Below are 20,970 nucleotides of genomic sequence, written 5' to 3' on the forward strand. Positions count from 1 at the left end.
TAGAGCGGACAGCCTGTCCGCTCTTTGTTTTTTAGTGAGTTATTTCAACAGAATCATTTTTTTGGTTTCACTGAACTTCCCGGCAGTTAGTCGGTAGATATACACTCCACTCGGCAGGTTGCGTGCGTCAAAAGTGAGGGTGTGTTCCCCGCTTTTCATGGGCTCTTTCATAAGTTTCTTCACTTCCTGCCCAAGCATGTTATACACAATTATCTCCACCGACGAGGCCTTGGCCAATGAGAAAGAAATTCGCGTTGTTGGGTTAAACGGGTTTGGGTAATTTTGGTGTAAAGCAAAAGCTTTAGGTGCATTCCCATCTTCTTCACTGCTGTTTATGACTCCATCGTTAGAAGCAGAAGGGGTGCCGCCTGTTTCTTTAGATGCCATCCAGCTTTCGGCCAATGAGTTGTCAAGTTCATAATCTATTAAAGCCAGCGTTGCACCATTTCCGTCAGCTTCTAATGGCCATGGTTCTTCATCGTTATACTCCACAAAGTCGATTAAAGAATTATTCGGGTTAAAAATCCGAACCTGATCTCCTGAACCGCTCAATCCGAAATCGGCTTCTCCTTTTACGAATTCAGCATTTGGGTGCAGCTGTTTGAAAGCAGCCGTATCATTGGTGATCACTAAATAACCTCCTGAGGCAATAGAAGTGCCGTTTGGAATTACAAATTCGTGCTCGTCGTCCTCATCCTTATACACCCAACCAGAAAGATCGATGGTGGTTTCAGAATAGTTGTACAGTTCAATCCAGTCACCGGCATCAAAGTCATCGCTGGGGTTGTAGTTAATTTCGTTGATAACAATTTCATCGTTAACAACCGGCTGGAAAGCAGCTTCAATTTCTACGGGCGTTGTGCCTAGCTCAACAGTTAGTACATTGTTTTGACCGGCTTGCTCGCCATCAACCAGCCAGTGCTCCAGTTCCAGTCCGGGCTCCGGCGTAACCTCTAAGGTGATGGTAGTACCTTCGAAATAAATTCCCGACCAATCCTGACTGGATAAATCCGGAGTGATGGAATTGAGTTGTATGCTGCCTTCAGAAGTTTGAGCAAGGTGCACCCGTACCGTATCGGTTTGCAGGGTATCCTGAATTTCAGCATAAATGAAGTCCGGGTAATCGAGCACATAAGGAACCGCAAGACCGTAGTCTTCTTCTTTCAATCCATAGTAAAAATACTCCATGCTGTAATCGGTAGGACCGCTGTTGTCATACCAGCCTTCATCCCAGCGTTCAATATCTCTCGGCATTTCCGGGTTGATGGCGGTGTCTATGGAATCGATTAAGCTGATCATATAATCCGGCTTAAAAGCGGTATTCAGCATATCAGCAAGGCGATTCAGGAAGATTTCCCGGTAGGTGGGGTTTTGCATCATCCGGCCGATGAGCCAGAATCCTGCCGGATCTTTCTTTAAGTATTGAGTAAAAACCGGGATGTAGGTGCCGGGCTCATTGTCCAGGTTTCTCCACCAGTCAAAATCATGGGAAATAAAATACCACTTGCCATCCACCGTTTGCGGCCTCCAGTACCGTAAGTTGTTGGGATCGCCGTGAGAACTGTACACCTGGTAAATCCAGTGGTCGGTAAAGCTTTCCAGGTCGATGAGGGAATCCGCCATGATGAAAAATTCCGGTTCCGTCAGAGATTCATCCTGAAAAACATCCAGTAGCTCCTGGTAGGCATCATAGGTGCCATCTTTAACTTCATCGTAGTCCTTAATCATGTCGATGTCATCATATCCATAGCGGGATTCAACAAAATCATCGTTTTTGCGCTCCTGTAAATTATAAATACCCCAGTACTTGCCGTTGATGTACATTGCCACCGGCTCATAAGCCTGCATGGCATTTTTGTGGCCCCATTGTTTGTTGATGGTGTACATCAATTCATTGAGCAGGCGAGATCGTTCTTCGGCTCCGGCCCGCAGGCCAAATCCATCGTAAGTGTCATAATCGTTTTCGGGGAAAAGCTCATACTCCAGCTCATCGATCCCGTAATCGGCATTGTTATTGATGATGAATGATTTTTTAGGGAAAGCCCGGCTGAAGTTGCCACCGATACTGGCTCCTGCATCAAATTCAAATTCGACCGACCCACCGGGCTTCATATATTCAATATGCACCGGGTACTCCCATTCTTCCCAAAAGTTGGCTCCAAACCACGGATAGTCATCACTGGCTTCTGAGGAATCTCCGATTACATACATTCCTTTGTCATAATCGAAGAGACTGTCGGGTTCCATCACAAATGACACCAGGGGGATGGTGTGCGGGTCTTCAAAGAAATAGCTGTTGGTCGCGATTTCACTTGCTGCAAAACCGGGAGCAAAAGCCATAGCCCGGATCACGGAAGAGGAATCAACGGTTATAGGGTTTTCATATAGTGGTGAGTTGGGAGTGGGAGCCGATCCGCCAATTTCGTATCGTATCTCCGCATTTTCAGTAGCTGATGAAATTCCGATGACTTCTGAGCCTGAATAGAAACCAGATTCCAGAGAAAAAGCCGGTTTCTCGGCTTGTTCGGAAATTTGACTGCCGTTATTGCTTGCTTCGGGAGTAGGGTTCAGGAATTTGAAAGTCCCGCTACCGTCGGGCACTCTTCCCCAGGCTATATCTGTCGTTTGCGCTCCAAAAGAAACGGAGTCGATAAGGGTTTCTCCATCAGGCTCGGTGAGTATCACTGCTTCACCATCGGCGCTTAATTTCATGTCCACATGTAGTGCGCCTTGTTCGGTTTCTTTATCAAACCAAAGAATCAGAAACTCTCCCGGGGAAATGGTGGTGGTTGCACTTTGTCCGGATGGAATCTGCCATTTGTCGAGCTGTGAGGAATCATCAGAGACGTACATCCCCGCAAGGTTAACGGAAACAGAACCGGCATTGTAGAGCTCAACCCAATCGTCGTTATCCCCATTTTGGTCAGCATGAGAAGATGCGTTAGAGGCAACAATTTCATTGATTTTAATTTGGGCGAAAGCTGAGGTGCTCAAAGCAATCATTAAAAGCAGAACAGTAGAAAAGAATTTTTTCATAGGGTTATTTAGCAGGTTGTTTGCTGAGGTTTATCGGCAGATGCACAATTAAGATAAGGAATAAGGAAAGTACTGCCCCATTAGGAAAGCTTTAGGTTCAGCAAAGCTGGTGGTTAAAAGCTGGCTATAATTTAAACTCTACACTTACCATCCATCTGTAGCGGGCATTTACCTGGTGATTAAGTTGACCTGTTTCGAATTTAGAATTCTGAATGGCTTTAATTACCATTTCTTCACATCCGTATCCGATTTCCTGAAGTACTTCGAAATTTGAAGTGCTGCCATCTTCATTTATGGTGAACAGGATACTTACAATTCCCTCAATATTGTTTTCAATTGCCTCATCTGGATACTCAATTCTATTTCTCAGAGCTCTGTTTCCTCCTTCAAGAACAGGAACTGAAAGTACAATCACAGTATGGGGTGTCTCTTTTGAAGAGTCTTGAGTTACTGATTCTACTGTTGAAGAAGGCCGGGAAATAGGGGAGGAGCCTTGATATTTTATCATCACTCTTGGTCCACACGAATATAGAAAGAGTGATAAAGCGATAATGGCAAAAAGGTTTCTGTACATTGATGGAGGAGTAGTATTTTTTTGAAGTTGCTACGAAAGTTTTTTTAATAAATCTCGGGCCCTTTCTAAATTCCACTTATCAATGTCATTCTTTGGGGCGATTTGAACGATTTCTTTCAGGGTTTGAATGGCTTTGTTGTTTTCTCCGGCTCGTTCATAATGGCGGGCTAAATCCAGTTTGTAGCGAAGGGTTTGTTCCGGTTGCAAGCGGATCGCTTTCTGCATGTACTCCACTGCTTTTTGGTTGGAAGCCCCCTCCGGAAGACCGTCAGAAAACAAACCGGCAGCAAACTGCCGGGCCGAACCCACATTTGCTATTTTACTGTGCCACAACCCCAGCAGGTGCCAGGCAGGTGCGTAATTGGGAAGCAGCTCAACGGCCTTTTGAGCATGTTTCTTTACAACATGAGATTTTTTGATGCGTGTTTGCGAATCGGAAAGATCAGAAATACGTCCGTTGGCAACAGCATATACAAAATGAGCATAGCCTTCGTCGGGATAGAGCTCAAGCGTTTTCTCCGCATAAGTTAACGCCTTTTGGTAATTCTCCATCATCTCTTGCTCCGAGTCGTAGCGGTAACCCACACGTGCATAAATAAGGCTGGTGTGCCAAAGAGCTTCGAAGTTATCACCGTCTGCTTTTAAGACATCCAGGTAGGCAGCGAGAGCCTGTTGCTCAAGAGATTGATTGAAATAAGAATGGGCCTTTTGTAAGAGGGAATCCGGGTGAGCGCTTTGTTGTGCCTGAATAGAAGTAGCAGCAGCCGAAAACATCAAAAAACACGTAATAAAATGTCGAAATGTAATTTTCATAAAGAGGTTTTTGTGTTTCTACTGATTCAGAGGCTTCAGGTTTCTTTAATTTTTACAAGCAAAGGAAATACTTGAAAACTTGCCAGTTATCGGCTAAACAATTAATATTCCAGTGACCTTTCAAGTCTAAATCAAAACCGCTTTGTGCCCGAAAAAGTTTGCTGCATGGTTTGTTTTCTCACTTTTGGCTTTGCTTGTAGCCGGGTGTGACAACTCACTGGAACCCCTCGACAAAGACACCGGGGTTTATTCTGTTTATGGGACTCTTGATTTGAATAATAGTACCAATGAGATTCGGATTCGGGATTTGAATGTTCCGTTCACTGAAGAGGCTACTACAGAAATCGATGCTACAGTCACCCTTGAAAACCTTAATACAGGCTTTGTGGAGGCTCTCAATTTCGAGCGCTTTTTTGAAGCAGGGGTTTATCATCACAATTTTATCGTAACACAGAATATTGAAGCCAACACAGCATACCAACTTACTGTAACCCGATCTGACGGAGAGCAGGTAACCCTGACCACAACTACTCCTACCTATCCTGCTCCCGTGGCCGAGCCTGTCAACGAACAGTGCTATACACCGGTCGAAGTTACCTTTGACCCGGTATATGAAAGCACCATCGCTTTTTTTATCGAATTTCAGGCACGGGATGTCAGAAAAACCCGTCTGGGACCGTATGTAATACGGAACAACTCTGAGTCAGCTAATGAAGCTGCTACTTACACCTTTACACCGGTAGATTTAATGAAAATGGTGCCCGGCACATTAGGCCGGTATCGCTGCACGGATTTGGTAATTCCTCAATTTGAGTTTTACTATGCTCATTACAGCCCGGGTTTTTATGAATCCATAATAGATAATCCTTTCAATGCCTTTGAAAGCACCCAACGCTTCGGGGCTTATTACGAAGATCAGCTGATAATCCCAATCGATGACTCCCGGGTATGTCCTCCGGATTGCGTAAGATGAATGATTCTATGAGATGTAAACAAACATATTACCGATACATGAAGGCAATTAGCAGCGTATTGCTATTGATGATTTTCAGCTTCTCTGAGCTCCGGGCTCAGGATGAAGCACTGTTACGAATTGTGGTAATATCCGAAGCAGATGGAAGTCCGCTTGTAGCCGCCAATGTGCTTATCTATGAACCGGGAGAAGATGAACTGCTGCTCAATTGTGTAACAAATCCCACCGGTTTTTGTGAGATTCGGGACATTGAAGCCGGCCGGGAGCTTGAACTGCGGATTTCATATGTAGGCTTTTCCGGCTATTCCGAAATACTGACTTTTGAGCAGGGGGAGCGAAAAACTCTGCGGGTTGAACTGGAAGAAGCAGTAGGCGATATGGGAGAAGAGCTAACGGTGCGGGGCGAGCGTGTGATTACCACCGGTGAGGCCGGTGTACGGAGAGTGAGTACGGTAGATATTTCGCGGGTTCCAACCCCGGGCGTGGATGGCGACCTGGTTTCCTACCTGCAAACCGAGCCGGGCGTTGTTACAACAGGTGACAGAGGGGGCGATTTGTTTATTCGGGGAGGTACACCCGATCAAAATCTTGTTTTGGTTGATAACCTGCCCATCGCCAAGCCGTTTCATGTCTCTAATCTGTTCTCGGCCTTTTCAGACGAGGTGATTCAAAGTGCGGATGTTTATGCCGGGGGATATGGATCCGAATTTACCAATGCGATGTCTGCGGTAATCGACATCAACCTGCGTTCCGGGAATTTCAGGGAATACACCGGCAGCGGGGCTGTAAGTCCGTATATGGTTTCGCTGCAGGCGGAAGGGCCCCTTGTTAACGACCGGCATTCGTTCCTGTTGATGGGCCGGAAATCCACCATTGAAGGATTGGCACCGACCATTATCAACAATGAGGTGCCGATTAATTTTGCTGATTTTGTAGGACGATATACTCTGCAGGCTGATAATATGACCTGTAATGTAACCGGCATTTATACATTTGACAGCGGTGAAGTGGTTCCTTCTCAACAGCTGCGAAGCGAGTGGTCGAATACCGTTTTGGGAGGAAGGTGCCTTGCCTACGATCCCGGCCTTAAATATCCTATTGAAATAACCGCAGGCTATTCCGGGTTTTATAATGCAGAGCGATCAAATGAAGTGCGCGAACGATACTCAAGCCTGAACCAGGTGTACCTGAATGTGAATATGCGCGAGCAGTTGTGGGATGTGCCCTTGATTTATGGCTTTGGCGTAAACTTCCGCTCCTACGATGTGATTCTGAACGAAAAGTTTACCGAAATAGAATCCGTAAGCCGCCTGATTCCGATTATGAATATGTTTGTTTCCGGGAACTGGGAAATTAGTGACCGCTTTGAGCTGCAGCCGGGAATTACCACTCACTTTTCGGTTGACCATTTTGGCGGGCTGGAGCCGCGGCTACGCTTTGCCTGGAAACCGGATGGAAGCAGCCGTCAGGAGCTGAGTATAGCTGCCGGCAAATATGTACAGCTGTTTTCAGGTGTGGGCGATCAGCGGGATGTGGGGTCGGTGTTCACGGTTCTTCAACCGATTAAGCTGGCTGATAAAGTCCCGGAATCCTATCATGGAATTGTAGGATATCAACAAAAAATAGGGGCTGCTTTTGTGGCTAATGTTGAAGGCTATGCCAAGACCTACAAAAACATCCCGGTATCCAAGTGGACGCCCGCGGCTCGCATCCAACTGGAGACGGCCAATGCAAAAGGGCTGGCTTATGGGTTTGATGTCCGGCTCCGTTATCAGCAATCAAATTTCTTTATGTCGGCCGGGTATGGATGGTCAAAAATTACATACGAGGCCATAACCGGAGACCTGGGTGCCTGGATTGTGGAGCCCATTTTTGAGTACTCTCCGGCGCACGACCAGCGCCATAAGCTAAATATTTTAACCAGCTACACCTTTGGGGAATTTACAGCAAATGTCCGGTGGGAGCTGGGGAGCGGTAAACCCTACACCCAAATTTTCGGGTATGATTTTGAAGTGTTGGTTCCGGCGCAGGATGTTACCCAAATACCGGGCCGGGCACGTACGCTATACAGTCGCCCGTTTGGAGAGCGCCTGCCTTATTACCATCGTCTGGATGTATCCCTTGGCAGGGGTTTTGCCATTTCCAATCAGTGGCTGCTTGAGGCAGAAACCGGCGTGATAAATACCTATGACCGGAACAATGTCTTCAATTTTGATATCAACACGCTGCAGCGGGTGAACCAAACACCACTGTTTCCATATCTGTCGGTGAAGCTGAGTAAGAATTGAATGTAGATCTGATAAAGCCTCAAATCGGTGCCTGGTAATGAATTATTAGCTCTATGGGTTAAAGTTAAATTTTAATTTGATTTTATACATATATATATATATAATTAGAATGCAACCTTTTAACCTTAAATAATACAAGGGTACAGATGAGAAATATAAAATATTTAATCTTAGTAATTGTGAGTGCAGCTGTTTTGGTAATAACGACTGCAAGTTCAAGCTATGACTCACCCAGAATTAATATTGATTCTTCATTTACATTAACCGGGACACTTTCCTATGGTGATCCAGATTTGGCATGGACATCGTATTCAGGAGCTAGTTCATATGTCTTTAAAAGATTACCTACTCCAGCATTGGGTGGAGTTGATAAAGAGCTAGCGTTTTCAGTATCTGCTAATAGTTCTTTTGTTGATGTAGATGTTAATGGAGCAATGCTGGGTACAGGATTAAAACAAATTCGTTATAGGGTTGAGGCTTTAAATTCTTCTGGGGTAGTTATTGCCAGCACAGGACCAGTAGATTACGTAGCTGATTCTATTGACTAATAATTAGACGAAAAATTAGCACAAATTCTAAAACTTTAGAATTGGTGCTTTATATTTATTCCATGAGTAATCTAAAAATTCAAACATTTTCTATTTGTTTACTTCTTGTTGGCACGATTAGTTGTGATAATTCACTTGAGCCGGTTGATAATAATGGAATTATTGCTTTTTACGGAGCACTTGACTTAGATAAAGAAACCAATTTCATACGGGTGAGGGACTTAAATGCACCATTCACAACCGAAGCAACTCGTGAATTGAATTTTGAAGTTACTTTAAAAAATTTAGATGATGGATCTTTGGAAACCCTCGGGCAACGGCGAAGAGAATATGAAGGACTGTATCAATATAATTACGTAGTTAATCAACCCATCGCTCCTGATACACGTTACAAGTTTAAAGTTACGCGACCAGACGGCCACTTTGTTTCTAAAACGATATTATCACCAACTTATCCGGTACCGGTAGCCGAGCCAGTTAATCAAGATTGTTACACTCCCATTCAAGTTAGCTTTGATCCTGTAAACGGGAGTTCATTTACTTATAAAATTGGTTTTAGTCTCAGTGGAAGTATTTATTGGGGAGCGAGACAATATTTATTAAGTGCTGATTCGACAACAACCTCATTATCTCTAACATTTATTCCGGTAGATGAATTAAAATTAGTTCCGTTTACGAGGGCTATGCTCCGGTGTACAGATCTTGTCTCGGAATATTTCTATTTAAGCTATGCACATTATAGTAAGGGTTTTGCTGAAAGTATTTTCATAGAAGAATTTGATATTTTTGAGAGTACACAAAGATTGGGGGCTTATTATGAGGATACACTGGCAATACCAATTGATACTTCTCGCGTATGCCCACCAGATTGTTAGCTGTCAATAACTCAAGTTATTACAGGGTGTATGTTTTTCAATTTTGATATCAACACGCTGCAGCGGGTAAACCAAACACCACTGTTTCCATATCTGTCGGTGAAGCTGAGTAAGAATTAAGCCCTTCAATCGGCTCATTGGAACAAATTTTGAGTTATTTTTAAAGTTATTTAGGCAAGAAAAGCTTAAGACACCCGAAGAAGGTTAATCAGTAAAATAATAGTTCTGATTTTTCTGAGATTCTCTTTATATTTAAAGCCTTTTTCGGATAAGAAATTGAATGCAAAATATCCTAATTCATGAAACGCACGTACCAACCAAGTAACAAGAAGCGAAAGAACAAGCACGGTTTCCGCGAACGCATGTCTACCAAAAATGGACGTAAGACATTGAAAAACCGTCGCAAGAAAGGCCGTCATAAGCTAACCGTTAGCGATGAGAGAAAAGGAGCCAAGTAACCATACGGATTCTCCTGATCGCAGATTTACTTTATCTAAATCTCATATTTTACGTGGCAGGCGAAATTTTGAGGAGCTGTTTTCAAGCTCCTCTCTTCTTACTTCCAAAGAAGTAAACCTTCGATACCGCACGTACCCCGATGCCGATAAGAATGTTCTTGTTGGCTTCATCGCTCCAAAAAAAATCGGTAACGCAGTTAAACGTATTCGCACCAAGCGACTGCTACGCGAAGCTTACCGACTTAACCAACATATCATTACCGAATTGCCGGAAATAACAGAAATGGGACTCCACTACGTTTTCATGGCAAAACATGCTAATCTGACTTTTGATATGGCCGAGCGTAGCGTCACCGACTTACTCAAGCAGTTACGCTCAACACTGACTTCCAAACCTTCACCTATTTAAACATCTGTACTTTTGGATAAGAATACCGCAACCGGATTTGTCTTAATTTTTCTACTCATGCTGGGATGGTTTTATTTCACAATGCCATCCGAAGAAGAACTGGCAAACCAGCGAAGAGAGCAGGCCGTGCAAGACAGTCTTGCCCAGATTGAACAAAACCGACAGGACTCTTTAGACCGCACAGCGGTCGCTGATGACGAACAACAGCAGCAAACACAACCCCGGGAGCAATCCATAAGCCAGGAGCAGGATGATGCACCTGAAGTACGCGGGTTATTTGCCAGCAGCCCGGTAACTGAAGAAACGGAAATCGAAGTTACTACTCCGCTATACACCGTGACCTTTACCAATCGCGGGGCAGGGCCTAATTCATTTATCCTCAACAATTACGATACCTGGGATGGACGTCCGGTTCAGTTAATCGCAGACACGGCGCATTCTGCCTACAACATCGGATTTTTATCTACTGAAAATTACAACGTAGAAACCCAGAATATTTTATTCGAGCAGGTTACTCCCGGCTCAAGTATGGCTATTGCTTCCGGCGAGCAGCGGGAAATTCGTTATGAACTGGAGCTTCAGGATGGGCGTGAAGTTATTCTCACCTATTTGCTCAACGGCAATAACTATGAGATTGACGTTGATGTACAGTTTGTAGGCCTTCAGGATTATGTGGTGGGAAGAAGCATCGACTTTGGGTGGACATCACCCCTACGCTTCACTGAAAAAGACCATACGCAGGATGCACTCGCAACCTCAGCCTATGTCTATGCCGGAGGCGAGCTGGAGCAATTTAAACTGGACGAAGCCGGCCGTGAAGAAACCACTATCAATGGAAACATTGACTGGGCGGCTACCAAAACGAAATTTTTTACGCAGCTTATTAAGCCGATGTCGCCAACCGATGCAGCTATGCTGATTGGAGAAGTAACCGGCGCGGCAGACAATCAAAATACTGAGCATCGGTACCGTTCATCAATCCGTACCGACCTGGATGAACAGGGCGCAACTTCATTCCAGCTGTATGTGGGTCCTATGAAATACCGTGAAATCGTAAAAGTGGATGACCATGCGTACGATATGGTGGATATCGGGTGGAGCTGGTTGCGCTGGTTCTCCGATCCTTTTGTGAAGTGGCTGGTGATTCCGTTCTTTGAATTTCTGTCAGGGTTTATTTCCAATTTTGGAGTCATCATAATTGTGTTTGCGGCCCTGGTTAAGCTGGTTCTCTCTCCGCTAACTTATAAGAGTTACAAGAGTATGGCGGCCATGGGTGAGCTGCAGCCCCAGATGAAAGAGATACAGGAGAAGTACAAAGACAATCCGCAGAAGCAGCAAAAAGCGACGATGGATCTGTACCGGAAGAACAAGGTGAATCCGCTCGGCGGATGTTTGCCTAACCTGCTTCAGTTTCCAATCCTGATTACACTTTGGCGTTATTTCCAGAACTCGATCTTAATCCGACAGGAAGAATTTCTGTGGGCAACCGACCTTTCTGCTCCCGATTATATCCTTAGCCTGCCATTCAGTATTCCATTTCTGGGAGAACAAATTGCGGGTTTTGTATTGCTGATGACCGCTGCCATGGTGGTTCAGAGTAAACTTACCGGCGGTATGAGCGGCGGTGGCGGAAGCAGCCCGATGGCCGGACAGATGAAGATGCTTCAATACATTTTCCCGGTAATGTTGTTATTTATCTTCAACAACTTTGCGGCGGGACTGAGTTTATACTACCTCGTATTCAACGTGCTTTCCATTATCCAGCAGTTCTTCATTAAGCGAAGCCTGCATGGAGACAAAGAAGAAGCCAAGGCGTAAGTCAGCTTTTAGCTTTCAGACTTCAGCTATCAGTAAAGTGAATAGAATTGATAGCTGAGTGCTGAAAGCTATTCTAATTATTAGTAGGTTCTTTGTGATTTTTTTAACCCGAATCCTCACTATTGTTAAGCAAAGCACTCTCACACTTTCCTCAATTCAGGTTCAGAGAAGGAGAAAAACGGCTCTGGAATCCCATTCTGAAAAAGACGTTTGCCATTCGTCCGGAGGAGCAAGTTCGCTTGGCATTGGTGGATTATCTGATTTTAGAAGCAGGGCTGTCAGCTTCCCGCATTTCCTTTGAGAGCCCGGTAAAACTTCCCGGCGACAAATCCTCTTCCCGTACGGATATTATTTGTTATGACAGTGATTTCAAGCCACTACTACTGGTTGAATGCAAGGCTCCCGATATCAAACTGGATGAGAAGGCGGCGATACAAGTTGCGAGGTATAACCAGAAAGTCGGTGCTCCTTACTTGCTCGTCAGCAACGGAACCCTTGATTATTGGTTTGAAGTTGAGGGGGAAGAAGTAAAATTTTTACCGGATCTCCCCGAGTTATTCCATTCTACAAAAAAAGTTTCCCGGGATTTAGCATACTGGACAGAACGTAGTTTCATTGGTGAGAAACTGAATCAGGAAGCTTCATCATTTGCTTTGGAATCATGCATGCAGTTGTATGAGGAGCCCCATCAACCCGTAAAATATCTGGGGTTTGATGATTTCCCTCCCGAGTTTGCTCTGGCACATTACTACCGCATTTTTGGGTTTAAAGAGAACCGGAAGGTGGGACTGTGTTTATCGGCTAATCTAAATGGTGAGACCCGTTTGAATACGGTGCTGAACGTGAATGGAGCAAATACAGCTTTCTGTACCGTATCTTTAAATGCGCTTACAGAGAATGAAAACCGGGCAGCGGAGGTTCACTCAGGGAAAGGAGTTCACAAGCTGAATCTGGCAGAAGAAATGAAATCTGGTTTTAGTAAAAAGATCGGGGATTTGTCCGACGGATTTCATGAAGTATTGAGCCGATATTCCTGACCCGGCGAGTCGATATTAGTCTCGCATTTTGGTATTCTTGACATCCTTACAATCAATCAAATTTATACAGCAATGATGCATCAGAAGCACCGCGAAAAACTATTTTCACTATTTGATGAAGGCCAGAACGGAGTGGTATTTATTCAGGGATCCGATATCCTGTACCGGAATGAGACCGATTACGAATACCCTTTCCGGCAGGAGTCTAATTTCTGGTATTTGACGGGTGTGAACGAGCCTGAATGTGCCCTTATTCTGGAACTGAAAACCGAAGAGTATCACCTTTTTGTACCCAAGCGGGATGCGCAATATGCGGTGTGGCACGGATATGTGAAATCGCTGGAAACTTATCAGGAGCAGTACGGGCCGGATCACCTGCATTACGCCAATGAAATTCTGACGGTGCTGAATAAAATTAAACCGGAGAAGGTGTACTGCCTGAACGAGGCCGATGCGGAACTGATTGAGGACCTGGATCGGGACTTTGAAGCTGATGTGGAGGCTCTGCATGATGCTCTCACTTACTGCCGCGTATTGAAAACAGACGAAGAGCTGGACTACATGCGTAAAGCTGCGGCAGTGAATAACCTGGCTCATACCGAAGTAATGAAAGCCATAAAGCCCGGGATGTATGAATATGAGCTGAAAGCGTTGTTCACAAAAATCCAATATGAAAACGGCCTGCAGCAAGATGCTTACAATGGAATTTTTGCCGGTGGAAAAAACAGTGCTATTCTCCATTATGTAGAAAATAACAGCCAGATTAAAGACGGTGATTTGTTCCTGCTGGATGCCGGACACGAGTATCAAGGCTATGCGTCAGATATTACACGGACGTACCCTGCCAACGGGAAGTTTACTGATGTACAGGCCGGGGTTTATGATGCCGTTCTTGCTGCCTTGAATACATCTATAGAAAAAATTGAGCCGGGTGTAAAAATGGAAGACCTGCATATGCATGCTGCCCGTACGATTATGGAGGGGTTGAAAGATGCAGGCCTGGTGAAAGGCGCAATAGATGATATCATGGAAAACGATATTTTTGCTCTTTTCTTCCCGCACGGGCTGGGTCACTTCCTCGGTTTGGATACGCATGATGTTGGAGGGTATCCAAAAGGAGTGGATCGAATTGATCGCCCGGGTATTAAATACCTTCGTGCCCGCAGAGACCTGCAGCCGGGAATGGTAATTACCATTGAACCAGGTTGTTATTTCGTGCCTGCACTGTTGATACCGGCTATGGAAGATGACAACCAATCCCAATTCCTGAATACGGAAAAACTGACCAAGATGTTTGAGTTTGGTGGCATCAGAATTGAGGATAACATTGTGGTAACTGACGACGGATATGAAAACCTGACGGATGTACCGAAGGATAGAAAAGAAGTGGAGAAGATTATCGGCAGTTAAGGCGGGCGTTATTCGTTGATTCGTTAATCGTTAAAGGTGGTGTAATTGGTAAATAAGAAAAAAGATATAGCCTCTTTTGAAGATTTGCTGGTATGGCAGGTTTCCAGGGATTTACGAAAACGAATTTCTTCACTTTGTGAAAAACTTCCCAAAAGCGAAACCTACAAGTTAAAAGACCAAATGCTTAGAGCTTCGCGCTCGGTTACAGCAAATATAGCGGAAGGCTATGGTCGGTTTCATTTTCAGGAGAATATTCAATATTGCAGGCAAGCACGTGGTTCTTTATATGAATTGATTGACCATTTGTCTGTTGGATTTGATGAGAATTATTTCGACAAATCAGAAGTTGCTCAGATTAAAAAAGAAACCGTCAGGACAATCAAACTCATTAACGGATATATTGGTTATTTAAACAAATCGAAAGCGAATAAAGTCAAAGAACCGGAAATCGACTACTCGATTAACGAACCAACGAATAACGAAATAAACGATTAACGAATATTGGCACGTAAAAAATTTGACATACCGGAAATGTACCAGTCGCCGATCATCCGGAAGGTGAAAGAGGCGACAAAAATTATGGATCCGATGAAAAAAGACCTTGAACCGACCTTACTCGATTTTGGTCCGGTTCAGTTTTATATCCCCCGTTTTTTTGGATTCTGCTACGGCGTGGAGAATGCCATTGATATTGCTTACCGAACGGTGGCCGAAAACCCGGATAAGAATATTTACCTGCTCAGTGAGATGATTCACAACCCAACGGTGAATGAGGACTTGCTGAAGAAGGGAGTGAAGTTTTTATTTGATACAGATGGCTCTGAACGCATTCCGATTTCTTCACTTAGTGCAGACGATATTGTAATTGTGCCCGCCTTTGGGACTACCATCGAGATTCAGGAGCAATTGAAAGAGCTGGGAATCGACCCGTATCAATACAATACAACCTGTCCGTTTGTGGAAAAAGTATGGAAGCGGGGAAAACAGCTTGGTAAGAAAGACTATAGCCTTGTGGTGCACGGAAAGCATCAGCATGAAGAAACACGGGCTACCTTCTCTCACAGTGCAGATCACTCTGAAGTAGTTGTGGTTTTGAATACAGAGGAGGCACAAATCCTGGCAGACATTTTAACAGAAGACCGACCCTTATCTGACTTTGAGAAGTACTTTGGTCATAAATCAACCCCCGGATTCAATCCACTGGAAGACATGATCCGTTTTGGGGTGATTAATCAAACCACGATGCTGGCTACTGAAACCCAAAGGGTAATGGAGATTCTAAGGGAAGCCGCCATCAAACGATACGGCGAAGCTGATATCCTCGATCATTTTGCAGACACATCCGATACACTTTGTTATGCAACCAATGAAAACCAATCGGCAACCTTAGCCCTTGCTGAAACTGATGCCGATTTGGCAATTGTGGTTGGTGGCTATAATTCATCCAACACCATGCACCTGGTTGAGATTTTAGAACATCAGTTTCCTACGTATCATGTTCGGGATAAAGGCGAGCTTTCACCGGATACCATCAAACACTTCAACCAGTGGGATAAAGAAATGAAGGAGACCAGCCAATGGTTGCCTTCCGGTAAAGAACCTTTGAAAATTGCGTTGACATCCGGTGCTTCCTGCCCGGACATCCTGGTAGATGAAGTGCTGCTCCAGGTGCTCGTTTATTTTGAAGGAACCCGGGAAGTAGATGAAGTTATAGCTCCATTCGAGGATAAAATGGAAGCAGAAGAAGCTTAGAATGGTTTATCGTTATTAAGGTAGGAGCGAAATACGAATAACGATTATACCAATAACGAATTAACGAAAAATGTGGATACAGAAAGAAATTAAACTTTCGCCTAAGCCAAGAGGCTACCACATCGTCACGGATGAAATTCTCAGAGAAATTCCGGAAATAAAAGATATCCAAACCGGGTTGGCGCACATCTTCATTCAACACACCAGTGCCGCACTTACTATTAATGAAAACGCCGATCCATCCGTCCGCAGAGATTTTGAATCCCATTTCGATCGTGCTGTTCCGGAAGACACTTCCCTGTACGAGCACACACTGGAAGGCACCGATGACATGACTTCGCATATCAAAAGCTCTTTGCTTGGTTCATCTGTTTCTATTCCAATCACAAATGGCCGTTTTAATCTCGGAACCTGGCAGGGGGTCTATTTATGCGAGCACCGCAATCACGGTGGGTCCAGGAAGCTGGTGGTTACACTCAGCGGGGAATAATTTCACCTGCTTCTATAAACCTTTCCTTACTCTTAACAGGCGGTCGATGGGGCTCCGGTCGTTCGGATTAACCAGATGATCGTGATGCTTGTTGGAGTACTTTACATCTTCGGTTGAAAAGAAAGCTTCAGGATCAATCTCCTTCACAATATCATATACCTTGTTGAGCTTTTTCCTCTTTAATACGGTAAAAATAACTTTTACGTCATTAAACCCGCCCTTTGCATCCACACTGGTAATCGCAACTCCAGCCTCTTTTAAGGCTTCTATTAACTCATCCGACTTATCCAGCGTGATTATTCGGATTAAGACGGTACCCACTTTCATTTTGTCTTCAATGTACAATCCGATGAACGTACCGGCTGAGAATCCGGCAGCGTAGGCTACATAATTTACCCAGTGGTTGAGATTTTTGAGAAGCTGTGCAACTACAATCACCCAGATCAGCACTTCAAAAAAACCGAGAAGGGCTGATTGCCATTTATAACCCCGCGAAACCATGGTTATACGTAAGGTTCCAAGAGATACATCAGCGATGCGGGCACAAAAAATGAGTACGGGAAGTACGAAAAAGGATAATTCAGTCATAATGGATTTCAAACATAATAAAAAAGCCTCCCAAGGTTAAGTGGGAGGCTCATCCAAAATACGAATTTACTTATTCATGAGGTGGACTATTTTCAGCCTGACTGGCTAATTTTTCTATCACTCCGGCTGCCCATTCTTTACCGCCTAACCCAAAGGCAAGGCCTAACGCCAGGCAAGCAGCTCCAAACAAGAGCAGGAAGGCATTGGTCACCAACTGCTCCCCGATACTTAATTGTGTAAGAGAAAGAGAAACAACAAATAAGATAATGGCATATTTTGCAATAGCTCCAACCATGTTTGCTTGTTTTACCCCAATATTGCTCAAATAAGTACTCACAACCTGTGCGATAAAACCTGCCAGGAACACTCCGAATATTAGCGCAAGAACAGCTACTATAACATTAGGAATGTAGAGTATAATTTGGTTAAACAACTCGGAAGCTACGCTAAGTCCCAGCGTATTTAATCCCGCCAAAATTACGATCAACATGATAAGCCAGTAGATAATACTGCCGAGAATATCTATGGCCGATTTCTTACTGCCACCGTCCTTCAGAAACTTATCGATCTTCGCTTTTTCTGTTACAACATCTAATCGAATTAACTTCAGAAGTTTTACTGCAGCTGTTTGTACTAATTTGGCAATAATCCAGCCAACGATCAGGATTAGAATTGCGCCAATCAGGCTGGGTAAAAAAGAAGCTAATTCATTGAAAAAAGTATTATACGACTCTACTAATACACTTTGGATTTCCTCTAACATAATGCACCTCCGTTAAATGTGAATATTGTCTTCTCATTTACCGAAAGCTGACATCATTCACAACAGATTTCTTTGGTTGCTCATTATTGAGTGTACATAATTTTCTTCAAATTCATCTTGATACTGGAGCCGAATAAGCCTTATCTTGAAAGCCTTGGGCAAGTCCTATACAGCCAGCTCCCTTTGAACTCCGTCAGGGCGGGAACGCAGCAGCGGTAATCTGGTCGTAGCGGCGTGATATAGGTCGCTTGCCCATTTTTTTATTTATGAAATTCGCTTTCATAAAAAAGCCCTGCACATAGCTTATGTGCAGGGCTTTTTTGTTTTAATGCGTTTAGCAAATTACATGTCACCGGTGGTAATCGGAACGGCGACTGAAGTATTACCCCAATGCAGATTCAGGTGTACCTTCGTGTCAGAAAGGGTATTAAAATAAATCATAAACCATTCTTCCATAGGGGCATCTGTGTCAACTACAGCGGCCTCAACACGTACTTCATCCTGTGATTCATCATAACCATAGGCTCCCCAGGCTGGTGTTCCATCATCGCGGGTTAAGTCATTGTTTAAGATTATTGTCCAGTCGTCACCGGGAATCGTAAACAGGGTGTAGGTTCCGGCACCCACTTCTTTTCCACCAAACATCACATCGTCAGAAAAGGTAATGGTGGTAGCTTCGTTCGCCCCGGTTCTCCATACAGATCCGGCTGGAGCTAAAACGGCACCATCGGTAAAATAACTTCTGTCCTTAATACCCGGTCGTCCATATGTTACCGTAATTTGTGTAGTTCCAACGGTTTGACTTACCGTTGCATTGGGGCTTGTGCGGGTTTCAGAGTTACCCCGCTCTTGAGCTAGGGCAGATCCAGCTACAAAAAAAGTAGCAAGTACTAATAGAAAAGAACATTGTATTAGTTTCTTCATGATTCCTTGGTTTTAGTTTTGATTAGTTGGTTTCAAATAAAGAGTCATCAATATCAGGGATGATCTTCAGAGCGTTTTTGTAATACACTTTTTGTAACACTTCATCCGGCAAATCCAATCCATACATTTGCCAAAAAGCATGGCGCCGACGGAAATAGTCAAAATATTCGTCATCACTTTCCAGTACTCTGAAGTAGGTGTGATACTCGTGTGGGCGATAGGTGTCTTTGCCAAATAACAGGCGATCCTGGTACTTAATGAAAAACTCTTTGGCAAAACGAGGCTGCCTGCCGAGTTCTGCAATAATGGCTGCCGTTTCGGTATATACATTCGGGAATTCATCGAGGTGCTTGCCAAGTCGTTCCAGGTCATTGGCCATCCATCCAAAATGAGCGTTTATAAACGTAGTTTCAGGATGCTTGCGAAACACATTCCATTGCTCCTTCATCACCACTTCCCAGCTTGGGTAACGGGTTGAATCGCCACGGTGCCGGCTTGGGAACTGCTTCATTTCCAGCCAGCGTTCATTGTGTTTGTCAATAGGTTCCCAGAATACAGCGGGCTCTCCGGTGTGAATGAGTACAGGCATTCCCAGCTCTCCGGCTTTAGCCCAAACAGGATCTATTCTTGGGTCATCGGTATGAACGCGGTTTCCTTTTGAATCCAGCACGGTAAGGCCCAAATTCTTAAAAACCTTAACCCCACGGGCTCCATTTCGATAATCTTGTTCTAACTGGGCTACGGCTCGATCCGTCCAGCCGGGTTCATCGATGCCATCAAAATCGATATTGGCAAAAACAATGAATCGACCGGGGGCCTGTTTCTCGGCAGCATCAACCATGGCTTTTAGAGTTTCGCCGGAACGTCCGCTCAAGTTTACCAGCACCTTCATATTCAGGCTGTCCATCTCACGGGCGGTTTCCTTCAGATCCATGGTTGCCATTCTCCATAAATGGCTGTGGATATCAACAAAAGGATATTTTGCCTTGGTGATTTCCCCGCCCGGAACCACAAGGGTGGACTCAGGATCGTATTCCTCAAAGGTCATGGTGGTGTCAGCTTCCTGTGCTGTTATCGGTGTAGTGAGAAACAAGGCGGGGAGCAAAAATATTAAATACTTCATGAGTCAGTTCATTAAAAAATAATTCAGCGCCCTATAATACATGTAGAAAAGCTATAAAAAAAGCTTCTTATTACTATTCAAGGTGATGTACAAAGTTACAGGTATTTAGGGCAGGAAATTACTTTTAGTTTGAAGCAATAGTTGAACTTCGGAGCATACAGTGTATTATTAAGTAAACCTTTATGTTAAAGGCTGAAATTTTGGATTGACATAAATAGAATGAAAAATAGCACTCTCTTAACTTTCATTATCTTAAGCGCCTTTTTTGGGAGCTGTGAAAATGAATTTGAACCTTTTGAGAAAACGGAAAAATATGTTTTTTCTATGAATGGCTATCTTGATGTACATGCTGATACTCAGTGGATTCGAGTAATGCCAATAGGTGAAACCTTTCTCCCTCAAGACTCTACAATCAATTCAAACCAAGTCCGCTTGACCAGGGAAGCCCCAGGGGAATCGGTAGTTTTAAATGATTCCCTTTTTAAATTCAGTGGCGACACTTACGTCTGGAATTATTGGTTGCCGGATTCCGTCATTGCAGATGAAGAGTATAGAATCACCGCCACTGATTCGGTAGGAAAACAAAGTTCAGTGGTTGTAAGAACGGCATCTGAGCTTATGGTACCGGAGATTGAATACGATCAGGACTTTGAAGAAATTTCAGTTTCAGGAGTAGTGCGAGATTCTTTGATACTTTTAGAAACCAGGTATATTGTACAAGCATTTGTTGAAGTTGGGTGCACTCCCGAGAGAGAAGTCAGTTTTTCTCATCTTGAAGCTATTACAGAGGGTTCAGATGGAAGTTTTAGTTTTACATCTATAAATAGAGAGGCAATAGCGGAAAAATTAGATGTTGGACCATTTAGTTTTCAGGTCAATCAAAGAAAACTTGTTTTAATAACGGCCGGGGAAGATTGGCCAGATTATATGAATTTCAATGATTTAGAAGTTGATCTGCCAGATGTAGTTTCAAATGTTGAAAATGGTACTGGCTTTGTTGCTGGAATTGCTAGAAGAGAGATCAGTATAACAGATCGTCAACCTCCCTGTTAAAGTAAGTTTATCCCAAATACCGAAAGATCATGACATTT

Annotated in this window: 20 protein-coding genes and 1 other RNA gene; 14 read left to right on the forward strand and 7 right to left on the reverse strand. The window is 44.0% G+C overall.

The window, feature by feature from the left end:
• Positions 1-39 precede the first annotated feature (39 nt).
• From JJ941_RS10765 to JJ941_RS10775, 3 genes are all read right to left on the reverse strand, one after another.
• Positions 40-3,036 carry a lamin tail domain-containing protein gene (locus JJ941_RS10765; RefSeq protein WP_290964949.1) on the reverse strand — a complete coding sequence of 999 codons (2,997 nt, stop codon included), beginning with the start codon at positions 3,034-3,036 and terminating at the stop codon, positions 40-42.
• A 124-nt stretch (positions 3,037-3,160) separates the two neighbouring features.
• Positions 3,161-3,544 carry an energy transducer TonB gene (locus tag JJ941_RS10770; protein ID WP_290964952.1) on the reverse strand — a complete coding sequence of 128 codons (384 nt, stop codon included), beginning with the start codon at positions 3,542-3,544 and terminating at the stop codon, positions 3,161-3,163.
• A gap of 96 nt (positions 3,545-3,640) precedes the next feature.
• On the reverse strand, positions 3,641-4,423 hold the full coding sequence (locus JJ941_RS10775; RefSeq protein ID WP_290964954.1) for a tetratricopeptide repeat protein: 783 nt from the start codon (positions 4,421-4,423) through the stop codon (positions 3,641-3,643).
• A gap of 142 nt (positions 4,424-4,565) precedes the next feature.
• On the opposite strand from JJ941_RS10775, the gene JJ941_RS10780 reads away from it, so the two are divergent.
• The 12 genes from JJ941_RS10780 to JJ941_RS10835 all read left to right on the forward strand — a co-directional run bounded on the left by JJ941_RS10780 (position 4,566) and on the right by JJ941_RS10835 (position 16,481).
• Positions 4,566-5,396: a hypothetical protein gene (locus tag JJ941_RS10780; RefSeq protein WP_290964956.1), complete on the forward strand. Its 831-nt coding sequence runs from the start codon at positions 4,566-4,568 to the stop codon at positions 5,394-5,396.
• A 38-nt stretch (positions 5,397-5,434) separates the two neighbouring features.
• Positions 5,435-7,684: a TonB-dependent receptor plug domain-containing protein gene (locus JJ941_RS10785; protein WP_290964959.1), complete on the forward strand. Its 2,250-nt coding sequence runs from the start codon at positions 5,435-5,437 to the stop codon at positions 7,682-7,684.
• Between the two features lie 146 nt (positions 7,685-7,830).
• Positions 7,831-8,232 (forward strand): hypothetical protein, encoded by a 402-nt coding sequence (locus tag JJ941_RS10790; RefSeq protein WP_290964961.1) that lies wholly within the window; start codon positions 7,831-7,833, stop codon positions 8,230-8,232.
• 62 nt (positions 8,233-8,294) lie between these two features.
• Positions 8,295-9,107 (forward strand): hypothetical protein, encoded by an 813-nt coding sequence (locus tag JJ941_RS10795; protein ID WP_290964964.1) that lies wholly within the window; start codon positions 8,295-8,297, stop codon positions 9,105-9,107.
• 299 nt (positions 9,108-9,406) lie between these two features.
• Positions 9,407-9,565 (forward strand): 50S ribosomal protein L34, encoded by a 159-nt coding sequence (rpmH, locus tag JJ941_RS10800; protein ID WP_255133485.1) that lies wholly within the window; start codon positions 9,407-9,409, stop codon positions 9,563-9,565.
• Positions 9,543-9,974, forward strand: a complete 432-nt coding sequence (gene rnpA / locus JJ941_RS10805; protein WP_290964966.1) for a ribonuclease P protein component — start codon at positions 9,543-9,545, stop codon at positions 9,972-9,974. The genes rpmH and rnpA overlap by 23 nt, the downstream gene beginning before the upstream one ends.
• 12 nt (positions 9,975-9,986) lie before the next feature.
• The gene (gene yidC / locus JJ941_RS10810; RefSeq protein WP_290964967.1) at positions 9,987-11,792 is read left to right on the forward strand and encodes a membrane protein insertase YidC; all 1,806 of its coding nucleotides are present in this window, start codon (positions 9,987-9,989) and stop codon (positions 11,790-11,792) included.
• A 122-nt stretch (positions 11,793-11,914) separates the two neighbouring features.
• Positions 11,915-12,829: a type I restriction enzyme HsdR N-terminal domain-containing protein gene (locus JJ941_RS10815; RefSeq protein ID WP_290964968.1), complete on the forward strand. Its 915-nt coding sequence runs from the start codon at positions 11,915-11,917 to the stop codon at positions 12,827-12,829.
• Positions 12,830-12,901: 72 nt separating this feature from the next.
• Positions 12,902-14,239 carry an aminopeptidase P family protein gene (locus JJ941_RS10820; RefSeq protein ID WP_290964970.1) on the forward strand — a complete coding sequence of 446 codons (1,338 nt, stop codon included), beginning with the start codon at positions 12,902-12,904 and terminating at the stop codon, positions 14,237-14,239.
• A gap of 45 nt (positions 14,240-14,284) precedes the next feature.
• A complete protein-coding gene (locus JJ941_RS10825) occupies positions 14,285-14,734 on the forward strand; it encodes a four helix bundle protein (protein ID WP_290964973.1) in 450 nt (149 codons plus the stop codon).
• A gap of 6 nt (positions 14,735-14,740) precedes the next feature.
• Positions 14,741-15,991: a 4-hydroxy-3-methylbut-2-enyl diphosphate reductase gene (locus JJ941_RS10830; protein ID WP_290964976.1), complete on the forward strand. Its 1,251-nt coding sequence runs from the start codon at positions 14,741-14,743 to the stop codon at positions 15,989-15,991.
• Positions 15,992-16,061: 70 nt separating this feature from the next.
• Positions 16,062-16,481, forward strand: coding sequence for a secondary thiamine-phosphate synthase enzyme YjbQ (locus JJ941_RS10835; protein ID WP_290964978.1), 420 nt, complete (start codon positions 16,062-16,064; stop codon positions 16,479-16,481).
• Positions 16,482-16,493: 12 nt separating this feature from the next.
• On the opposite strand, the gene JJ941_RS10840 is transcribed toward JJ941_RS10835, so the two are convergent.
• Both JJ941_RS10840 and JJ941_RS10845 read right to left on the reverse strand, forming a co-directional pair.
• On the reverse strand, positions 16,494-17,069 hold the full coding sequence (locus JJ941_RS10840) for a DUF2179 domain-containing protein (RefSeq protein WP_290964980.1): 576 nt from the start codon (positions 17,067-17,069) through the stop codon (positions 16,494-16,496).
• Positions 17,070-17,139: 70 nt separating this feature from the next.
• Complete coding sequence (locus JJ941_RS10845) at positions 17,140-17,832, reverse strand: hypothetical protein (RefSeq protein ID WP_290964982.1); 693 nt, start codon at positions 17,830-17,832, stop codon at positions 17,140-17,142.
• A gap of 156 nt (positions 17,833-17,988) precedes the next feature.
• On the opposite strand from JJ941_RS10845, the gene ffs reads away from it, so the two are divergent.
• Positions 17,989-18,089: signal recognition particle sRNA small type (gene ffs, locus JJ941_RS10850), an RNA gene on the forward strand.
• A gap of 85 nt (positions 18,090-18,174) precedes the next feature.
• Here ffs and JJ941_RS10855 read toward each other — a convergent pair.
• Positions 18,175-18,756 carry a DUF2911 domain-containing protein gene (locus JJ941_RS10855; protein WP_290964984.1) on the reverse strand — a complete coding sequence of 194 codons (582 nt, stop codon included), beginning with the start codon at positions 18,754-18,756 and terminating at the stop codon, positions 18,175-18,177.
• A 22-nt stretch (positions 18,757-18,778) separates the two neighbouring features.
• Complete coding sequence (locus JJ941_RS10860; RefSeq protein ID WP_290964985.1) at positions 18,779-19,879, reverse strand: amidohydrolase family protein; 1,101 nt, start codon at positions 19,877-19,879, stop codon at positions 18,779-18,781.
• A gap of 219 nt (positions 19,880-20,098) precedes the next feature.
• Here JJ941_RS10860 and JJ941_RS10865 point away from each other — a divergent pair, with 219 nt between their 5' ends.
• On the forward strand, positions 20,099-20,932 hold the full coding sequence (locus tag JJ941_RS10865) for a hypothetical protein (protein ID WP_290964986.1): 834 nt from the start codon (positions 20,099-20,101) through the stop codon (positions 20,930-20,932).
• Positions 20,933-20,970 lie beyond the last annotated feature (38 nt).

Source organism: Gracilimonas sp. (assembly GCF_017641085.1).
In the GTDB taxonomy this organism is placed as follows: domain Bacteria; phylum Bacteroidota; class Rhodothermia; order Balneolales; family Balneolaceae; genus Gracilimonas.

What these genes read in the sequence shown, in the direction of transcription:
- JJ941_RS10790 (WP_290964961.1), top strand. Translation starts at nt 7,831, where the DNA reads ATGAGAAATATAAAATATTTAATCTTAGTAATTGTGAGTGCAGCTGTT.
- JJ941_RS10845 (WP_290964982.1), bottom strand. Translation starts at nt 17,832, where the DNA reads ATGTTAGAGGAAATCCAAAGTGTATTAGTAGAGTCGTATAATACTTTT.
- JJ941_RS10795 (WP_290964964.1), top strand. Translation starts at nt 8,295, where the DNA reads ATGAGTAATCTAAAAATTCAAACATTTTCTATTTGTTTACTTCTTGTT.
- rpmH (WP_255133485.1), top strand. Translation starts at nt 9,407, where the DNA reads ATGAAACGCACGTACCAACCAAGTAACAAGAAGCGAAAGAACAAGCAC.
- JJ941_RS10770 (WP_290964952.1), bottom strand. Translation starts at nt 3,544, where the DNA reads ATGATAAAATATCAAGGCTCCTCCCCTATTTCCCGGCCTTCTTCAACA.
- JJ941_RS10865 (WP_290964986.1), top strand. Translation starts at nt 20,099, where the DNA reads ATGAAAAATAGCACTCTCTTAACTTTCATTATCTTAAGCGCCTTTTTT.
- rnpA (WP_290964966.1), top strand. Translation starts at nt 9,543, where the DNA reads ATGAGAGAAAAGGAGCCAAGTAACCATACGGATTCTCCTGATCGCAGA.
- JJ941_RS10855 (WP_290964984.1), bottom strand. Translation starts at nt 18,756, where the DNA reads ATGAAGAAACTAATACAATGTTCTTTTCTATTAGTACTTGCTACTTTT.
- JJ941_RS10840 (WP_290964980.1), bottom strand. Translation starts at nt 17,069, where the DNA reads ATGACTGAATTATCCTTTTTCGTACTTCCCGTACTCATTTTTTGTGCC.
- JJ941_RS10820 (WP_290964970.1), top strand. Translation starts at nt 12,902, where the DNA reads ATGATGCATCAGAAGCACCGCGAAAAACTATTTTCACTATTTGATGAA.
- JJ941_RS10765 (WP_290964949.1), bottom strand. Translation starts at nt 3,036, where the DNA reads ATGAAAAAATTCTTTTCTACTGTTCTGCTTTTAATGATTGCTTTGAGC.
- JJ941_RS10775 (WP_290964954.1), bottom strand. Translation starts at nt 4,423, where the DNA reads ATGAAAATTACATTTCGACATTTTATTACGTGTTTTTTGATGTTTTCG.
- JJ941_RS10785 (WP_290964959.1), top strand. Translation starts at nt 5,435, where the DNA reads ATGAAGGCAATTAGCAGCGTATTGCTATTGATGATTTTCAGCTTCTCT.
- JJ941_RS10835 (WP_290964978.1), top strand. Translation starts at nt 16,062, where the DNA reads ATGTGGATACAGAAAGAAATTAAACTTTCGCCTAAGCCAAGAGGCTAC.
- JJ941_RS10860 (WP_290964985.1), bottom strand. Translation starts at nt 19,879, where the DNA reads ATGAAGTATTTAATATTTTTGCTCCCCGCCTTGTTTCTCACTACACCG.